The sequence below is a fragment of the Alkalinema sp. FACHB-956 genome, assembly GCF_014697025.1.
Taxonomy (GTDB): domain Bacteria; phylum Cyanobacteriota; class Cyanobacteriia; order Leptolyngbyales; family Leptolyngbyaceae; genus Alkalinema.
In genome coordinates this window covers 205,197-212,231 of record NZ_JACJRC010000007.1, presented here as the reverse complement: position 1 = coordinate 212,231, position 7,035 = coordinate 205,197, and the positions used below count along the sequence as shown (strand labels likewise).

Here is a 7,035-nt window from a genome sequence, read left to right as displayed (position 1 = left end):
AACTTTGACGAAATTGGCTCAGTTGTTCGAAGATCATAAGGTCAATGCAATACATCATCATTGACCTTACGGCAGCCCCGGTGTTTTAGGACTGCCCTTTTCTCATTTTGTTAGTCCAAACTCCAGTTAGGTGCCGGGTTTGAAATAGTCCAATAGCCGATCGCCCCTCTGGAACTGATGGCACTGGAACTTAGGGAGACCGACGAGATTTTTTGCTAGTATTCCAGGCCTTTGGCAGCCATGGCCCACTGGTCCACCAAGGCCAGAGCAGTGCAGTGCCCACCATGCCGATCGCGACCATGAGTGCAAAGACAAACCCAAAGGGCATGGGGATCGATTCCAAACCCAAAAACTTGAGGGAAACGGGCTCGGCATTTTGCATGGCAATGACTGCGATGACGATCGTCCAGAGGGCCACGATCGTGCTGAGGAGTGCAGTTATAGTTTGTCGCATGGTGGGTTTCATCGATTTCCTCTGACCATAAAAAACGGCAACAGTTATTGGGCAAAATCGTCATCACAGCAAAGGGACGATCAGATCGATCGTCCCTCGTATCCTAGGGGATGGGTCGGTTCGGCGACAATGGTTTACTAGTGGTTTACTAGCGTTTTACCGATAGTGGTTTACCGATAACGTTTTACCGATAGTGGTTTACCAGCTTTACCCCGCCTAGATCTGCTAAGAATTGGGTGTCCCCAGCATTGGGCTAGGGCTGGATCTGATGGATCAGATTTTCCATAAATTGGCCCATTTGCGTCAGCTTCTCGGCACTGTTGGTTTCCAGATACACCCGAATCAGCGGCTCAGTACCGGAGGGACGCAACAGCACCCAGCTTCCTTCGGAGAGGTAAAGCTTGATGCCATCTTTACGACCAACTTCCTTCACCGCAACGCCAGCCACTTCGCTGGGAGGATTGGCCGTAAAGGCTTTCAGCACCGCTTCCTTGTGCTCGTTGGTCAAGTGTAGATCCAGACGGTTGTTGTACAAGGGGCCATCGGCATCGGCGATCGCTTCGGCCACCAGTTGGCTAAGGGCTTTGCCTTCGTAGGCGATCGCTTCCGCCACCAACATGTCCGCCAGAATGCCATCCTTTTCAGGAATGTGGCCGATCACACTCAGCCCGCCGGACTCTTCCCCACCGATCAGCACGGTGGTTTCCCGCATTTGTTGCCCCACATACTTAAAGCCCACTGCGGTTTCGATCAATTCCAAACCGTACTTGTTGGCTAAGTTATCCAAGAGGTGGGTGGTGGCGACGGTTCGCACGATCGCGCCTTTTTTGCCCTTGTTTTTCATCAAGTGGCGAGCCAGCAGCAGCAAAATCGTATTCGGCGTTAGGTAATTGCCCTGCTCGTCAATCACACCAAAGCGATCGCTGTCACCATCCGTCGCTAAACCTAAGTCCGCTTGGTCTTGCTTGACGGCGGCTATGAGTTCGCCCAGCAATTCCGGCTTGGGTTCCGGCATGCCGCCCCCGAATAGCACATCGCGATGGGTATGGAAGGACTCCACATCACAGCCGCAGTGTTGCAGAACTTCATCCAAATAGCCCCGCGAGGTGGAGTAGAGGGCATCGTACTTCACCTTCAGCTTGGCACTACGGATCCGCTCTACGTCAAGAATCGAGTAGAGGAAGGTGAGGTAATCCGGTTTGGGGTCAAAGGTGGAAATTTGGCCGCTATTTTTGCCCGTGGGGGGTGCATCGGAGGCGGTATCTAACGCGGCCACGATCGTGTCGGTAATGTCCGTTGTTGCGGGGCCTGCGTAGTCGGGGATGTACTTGATACCGCAGTAGGGTGCTGGGTTATGGCTGGCGGTAAACATCAAGGCTCCCGCCGAGTTGAGGTGCTTGGCGTTGTAGGCAATGACCGGCGTCGGGCAATCGCGATCGACAATCTTCACCGTCCAGCCTAGATCCGCCAGTACATTTGCCGAAGTGTAGGCAAACTGATCGGCCAAAAACCGGGGATCGTAGCAAACCAGAACAGGGCGATCCTTCGAGTAAGCCTTTTCCAAATAGATTGCGATCGCACGGGTCACTTTACAGACATTGCTGAAGGTGAAATCGTCAGCAATAATGCCGCGCCAGCCATCCGTCCCAAATTTGATTGGGGGATTTGTTCCAAAATTTATCCCAGTACCCATGGCGTCACCAATGCTCTCAACATTTTGTTTTTAATCGTAACCATTGAATGGATCGCAGCGGACAAGAAGTGGGGGTAAGCCGTACCGACTGGGACTGGTTGCTGAGACAAGCTCAGTCTTGTCCCCGGTCTGGCCGCCCGATCGAGCCTCTGCATCCTTCTTGTTTCAGGGTAAGCTTAGGATGAACTTGCCTGAAGTCTCCGCTAACACCGGATTGCAAGAGATTGCGATGAGTTCTAGCCTTGATCCCAATGGGGAATCTTGCTGTTGCTCTCATCACACTTTTCTGTGACATCGTTTCTAGATTACCTCGTTGGGTTTCATTGGAGAGGGGATATATGAAACTGCGATCGTTGCTCATTGCGGGTTGCGCCTTACTATTTTGGGGCCTCTTAACCTTCGTTGCTCCCAGTGCTTGGGCCTTAACCCAGGTGGCGCTATCCGATTTGACCTACCATGTCTGCCCGCCGGATCAGTCAGAAGGAGCTATCACGAGTGGTGGAGTGGCACGCCCCGCCAACTGCTTTATCATCACCGGCAAAGCCAACAACACCTCTGGCAAAACGGTTGTCAATGCGGATGTCTTCGGTCGCATTTATGATGCCAATGGCGATGCGATTCTGCGCAACCGTGCCCGTTTAGGATCCGTCGATGAGTTTCCGCCGGGAATCAGTGAGTTCGAGATTCGCGTTTCTGTGCCAGAAAGTCAACCCGAGCCATTGAAGTTGGAACAGTTTAAAGCTGCTGGCTTTACTGGAAAGGTGCGGCGCTAGTTACAAGCGATAGCTATTTGCCTTGAGTCCGTTTTGTTTCGCCTGAATAATGCTTATGTCCAACAAGCGCTGGTTTCAAGTGGTTTTTCAATGGCGAGGGTCGGTATTGCCCTTGGTGCTGCCCCGATCGCTGCTGTGTGGATTGGTTGCTTTGATTGTTGCCTGGATTTATCAGGACTTTAAGCCGATCTCACTGCCCTTGAGAGACAGCCTGATTCCCAGCATTGTTCTGGGGTTACTCCTCGTTTTTCGGACAAATACTGCCTACGATCGCTTTTGGGAAGGCCGAAAATGCTGGGGAACGATCATTATTAGTGCCCGCAACCTTGCCCGTCATATTTGGGTGGGAATAGAGGAACAGAACGAACACGATCGCCAGGAAAAAATTATGGCATTGCGGTTGCTCCCGGCCTTTGCGATCGCGACCAAGCAGCACCTGCGCCAAGAACCCGTGGGACAAGCCTTGGCCTCTCTGTTGTCTCCGGAACAGGCAAAGAGCCTAGGGAGTAGCGATAATGTTCCCCTGGAAATTACCTTCTGGATCGGGGCTTATCTCCAAGCCCAGTATCAACGCGGCTGGCTGAATATCCACCGTCTCAATGTGATGACGGAACACCTCGATAATTTAGTCGGTGCGCTGAGCGGCTGTGAACGGATCCTGAGAACTCCGATGCCCTTGGCCTATGCGATTCACCTGAAGCAACTTCTGTTGATTTACTGCCTGGTGTTACCGTTCCAGATGGTCAAGGATTTGGGCTGGTTAGTAGTGCCAGTGGTCATTATTGTGAGCTTTACACTGCTGGGGATTGAAGAAATTGGCCTCGAAATTGAAAATCCCTTTGGCAAGGATGCCAATGACCTGCCCCTGGAAAACTTCTGTGCCACGATCGAACGCAATGTGATGGATTTAACCCGCTTTTCGTCTCCCCACTGGGCTCCAATTGTTTGGGAAGACGCCTCGGTCGAGTCGCTGAAATAAATCAGTCATCCATCTGAGTAGTTCCTGTCTTCCCCTGCCAACAATAGGGTTTGCCAACAGTAGGGTTTGCCAACAACCAGTGTTGCCAACAACACCTAAAGTTGCGCGATCGTGGCGAGGAGGATTGGGGTATGAAACTTTGGAAATGGCCGAAGGACTTCAACGTGTTACAGGCGGATTGGGCCTCTTGGCGACAACAGCAAGATGAGCAACAGATCCAAGAATTAGATCGGTTGATTCGATCTCAAATCGCAGACTTAGATCGCTGGGTGGACAATCGGTTTCCACTATCTAACCAGCTACTCTCTAACCCCCCACTGTCTAACCAGTCTCCCTTGTCTTGATTGTGACCGGGCTAATGAATTGATCGTGACTGGGATGAAATTTTCCTGATCTCAGCCATCCTCCTAGGAAAACGGTTGAAACTGGAACTGGGATTGTGATCGGCGATCGTCCCAGTCGATCGGGCTGCAATGATTCAACCTCCAGTGACTCAAATCCCGGTGACTCAAATCCCGGCGACTCAAATCCCGGTGACTCAAATCCCGGTGACTCAATCATTGTGCCCATGTCCATTGCATAATCATTCAACCAAAGTTAATTCTAAGAATGGTTAGGTGCCTTAAATGGCATCGGGCCAAATTTCAGTTGCCGCAGAATCCACATACTACTCAAGATCAGTAGGACAGATGTGAGCCAATTGCCCCAGCGGGTGTAGAGGGTTTGCGTCTGGCGACGGTGGATCGTGGCTCGGTGGAGGGTGAATTCGTGGAAATTCGATCGCCACAGCACCTGACCGTGGGGATTGATGATACCGGAGTAGCCCGTATTCGTCGCCCGCACCATCCAACGATCGGTCTCGATCGCCCGCATCAGATCATGGGCTTGGTGTTGCGCCATGAGGACGGAACTATAGGGATCCAGGTTGGATGCTGTAATTAAAAACTGCGCTCCCCCCTGAACCTGATCTCGAAAGAGTTCTGGAAAGGCTGACTCATAGCAAATCCCGATCGCGGCATTGCCAAAGGGCGTGACAAACCGTTGATGGGCCGCTCCAGCCAGTAGATAACTTTTAATCGGTGACAGACGACCGATAAATTTTCCCAGTATCTCTTCAAAGGGCAAGGATTCTCCCAAGGGCACGACTTTCACCTTGTCGTACTGGCTCTGGATTTGTCCTTGGGAATTTAGCATGAGCATTGCTTGGGTCGTGCGATCGCCCCGTTGCCCAAAGGATCCCAGCACGAGGGGCACTTGCCGATCGGCCAGCACCCGTTCCAGATCCGTCGGCTCGCGCTTGGCCCAGGTGCGATCGGCCCAGACAAACGGCATCGCTGCTTCCGGCGTGACGATGAGCTGAGCCCCTTGATCCGCCAACAGGCGATATCCCAGGGAATAGTTATGCAGTCCCTGGCGAATACCCTGGGCGGATAATTTAATGCGAGTGGGGACATTGCCTTGAATCACCCCGACTTCGATCGCCGTGGCAGGGGCTTCATTCAAGGGTTGCAGGTAAAGCCAGAGGCCGATCCCATGGCTCGTGAGAAGTAGTCCGATCGCGCGCAGGAGCTTAGCGTTTTGGCTGGGGGGTAAGGGATTGCCTAGGATACCTTGTAGCGCTTTTAGAGAGCTTTTCAGGGAACTGCCCGCAGGCCAAGGGATCCCCGTTTGAGGTTTGCCCGCTAACCAGGCTTCGGCCAGTAACCCATTGACGGCCACGATCGCCGCTGTAACAGCCATCGGCCCCGCCAGTTGCCCCAAGTGCAGAATCACAGGATTGCCGGGACTCTGGGTATAGGCCAAGGTCGTCCAATCGAGGGGACTGTAGTTTCGTAGTGTTTCCAGGGCACACCAGAGGGCCGTTCCCGCCAAGACTCGAACACCCGTAGGCAACTGCCGTCGCCCCATCCAGGCCATGGCCCCAGCCCAAGCCAGTACCGTCGCCACGCCCCAGCCCGTGATGAACAGCCAGATCACGGTCACGATCGCCACACTGGTCCCCCAGGACAGCCCCAACCAAGTCAACGGATGCAAGCCCGTAATCCAAAACAGGGAAATCCCGTGGTAGGCCAAGCCCCATAACGCTGCAACCTTCCAACGGTCCTGCACGGCCAAAACCCAGAGCGGGGCCAAGGCGATCCAAGCGATCGGCCAGTAATTCAGCGGTGCAGGGGCCAAGCTCATCAACAGCCCCGCCAAGAGAGCAAGACCCAGGGATTTTAGCCCCACTCGAGTCTGGAACGGCAGCGGTTTTCCCACAATCCGGTCTAACGGCATCTGACGCCCCATTACGATCGCTTCTCCAAATTTTTTTCTAGGCGATGGAGTCCCCCCGCATCGGTCATGGCCTCAAAGCGGTGACTGGTTTTACTGCAAGTGATGGTATAGCCCAGCCGTTCAAAGAGCTTGCGAGCCCGCAGATTGTGATAGGTGACATCGGTACAAATGTGCTGACAGCCGAGATCTTGGGCTTCTAATTCCGTGTCCTGGAGCAGGGCAGAGCCAAGGCCATGGTTGCGAAATTCTGGCGCAATGCAGAGGCTCAGAACAAAATAGTCGTTGAGATCGACCTCTTGCTTAATTCGACTGAGATCGGCCAAATTCACCAAAATTCGTGGAACTCGGCTAATCGGTAACAGGTGGGCCATGATCCCCTGAACGTTTTCCTCTAGCTTGCGCTTCAGGTCGCCGGGATAACCCAGAATCAGACCCGCCGCCCGATCGTTGACTTCTACAATCTGCGTATATTCATAACTAAAGGCGTGGTTTGGCTCAGTAAATGCTTGGTAGAGCGTTTCTTTAGCTTTTTCTGGGGTGGAAGCAAAGACATAACTAAACAGCCCCTTTCCAGCAGAAAAGAGTAAATCTGCGCCCCAAGCTGCATCTTTGGCTTCGGCAGGCCGCACGGTAATGGCTTCAACCGGAAACTGTAAACCCATAGGTGCTATCCTACCGCACGCGGTTTTTGCTCGGGGGGTGAGTGGAGAAAATTCTAGGGAACGGGTGGGAGAGTAATAAGAGTGGGAAGGTAGAGGGATGGGAGGGTAGAGGGGGCATTTTTGGTAACTGGGTTTTGGCTGCTGGTGGAATTGTTCTAGAGTGGTGAAAATGCCGATCGTGGGAGTCACGATTCGTT

Annotated in this window: 7 protein-coding genes; 3 read left to right on the top strand and 4 right to left on the bottom strand. The window is 53.0% G+C overall.

Annotation, left to right across the window (positions count from 1 at the left end):
* Positions 1 to 190 precede the first annotated feature (190 nt).
* Positions 191 to 454, bottom strand: coding sequence for a DUF1049 domain-containing protein (locus tag H6G21_RS10830; protein WP_190573414.1), 264 nt, complete (start codon positions 452 to 454; stop codon positions 191 to 193).
* A 253-nt stretch (positions 455 to 707) separates the two neighbouring features.
* On the bottom strand, positions 708 to 2,147 hold the full coding sequence (locus tag H6G21_RS10825) for a phosphoglucomutase/phosphomannomutase family protein (protein WP_190573413.1): 1,440 nt from the start codon (positions 2,145 to 2,147) through the stop codon (positions 708 to 710).
* A gap of 338 nt (positions 2,148 to 2,485) precedes the next feature.
* Between H6G21_RS10825 and H6G21_RS10820 the strand changes: the two genes are divergently transcribed.
* The 3 genes from H6G21_RS10820 (at position 2,486) to H6G21_RS10810 (ending at position 4,243) form a co-directional block, all read left to right on the top strand.
* Entirely contained in the window at positions 2,486 to 2,920 is a 435-nt protein-coding gene (locus H6G21_RS10820; RefSeq protein WP_190573412.1) for a hypothetical protein, read from the top strand.
* A gap of 55 nt (positions 2,921 to 2,975) precedes the next feature.
* A complete protein-coding gene (locus tag H6G21_RS10815) occupies positions 2,976 to 3,899 on the top strand; it encodes a bestrophin family ion channel (protein WP_190573411.1) in 924 nt (307 codons plus the stop codon).
* A gap of 131 nt (positions 3,900 to 4,030) precedes the next feature.
* Positions 4,031 to 4,243, top strand: coding sequence for a hypothetical protein (locus H6G21_RS10810; protein ID WP_190573410.1), 213 nt, complete (start codon positions 4,031 to 4,033; stop codon positions 4,241 to 4,243).
* Positions 4,244 to 4,502: 259 nt separating this feature from the next.
* Here H6G21_RS10810 and lnt read toward each other — a convergent pair whose 3' ends face one another.
* On the bottom strand, positions 4,503 to 6,188 hold the full coding sequence (gene lnt / locus H6G21_RS10805; protein WP_242041761.1) for an apolipoprotein N-acyltransferase: 1,686 nt from the start codon (positions 6,186 to 6,188) through the stop codon (positions 4,503 to 4,505).
* Positions 6,188 to 6,838 (bottom strand): GNAT family N-acetyltransferase, encoded by a 651-nt coding sequence (locus H6G21_RS10800; protein ID WP_190573409.1) that lies wholly within the window; start codon positions 6,836 to 6,838, stop codon positions 6,188 to 6,190. The genes lnt and H6G21_RS10800 overlap by 1 nt, the downstream gene beginning before the upstream one ends.
* Between the last annotated feature and the right edge of the window lie 197 nt (positions 6,839 to 7,035).

What these genes read in the sequence shown, in the direction of transcription:
- H6G21_RS10830 (WP_190573414.1), bottom strand. Translation starts at nt 454, where the DNA reads ATGCGACAAACTATAACTGCACTCCTCAGCACGATCGTGGCCCTCTGG.
- H6G21_RS10825 (WP_190573413.1), bottom strand. Translation starts at nt 2,147, where the DNA reads ATGGGTACTGGGATAAATTTTGGAACAAATCCCCCAATCAAATTTGGG.
- H6G21_RS10820 (WP_190573412.1), top strand. Translation starts at nt 2,486, where the DNA reads ATGAAACTGCGATCGTTGCTCATTGCGGGTTGCGCCTTACTATTTTGG.
- H6G21_RS10815 (WP_190573411.1), top strand. Translation starts at nt 2,976, where the DNA reads ATGTCCAACAAGCGCTGGTTTCAAGTGGTTTTTCAATGGCGAGGGTCG.
- H6G21_RS10810 (WP_190573410.1), top strand. Translation starts at nt 4,031, where the DNA reads ATGAAACTTTGGAAATGGCCGAAGGACTTCAACGTGTTACAGGCGGAT.
- lnt (WP_242041761.1), bottom strand. Translation starts at nt 6,188, where the DNA reads ATGGGGCGTCAGATGCCGTTAGACCGGATTGTGGGAAAACCGCTGCCG.
- H6G21_RS10800 (WP_190573409.1), bottom strand. Translation starts at nt 6,838, where the DNA reads ATGGGTTTACAGTTTCCGGTTGAAGCCATTACCGTGCGGCCTGCCGAA.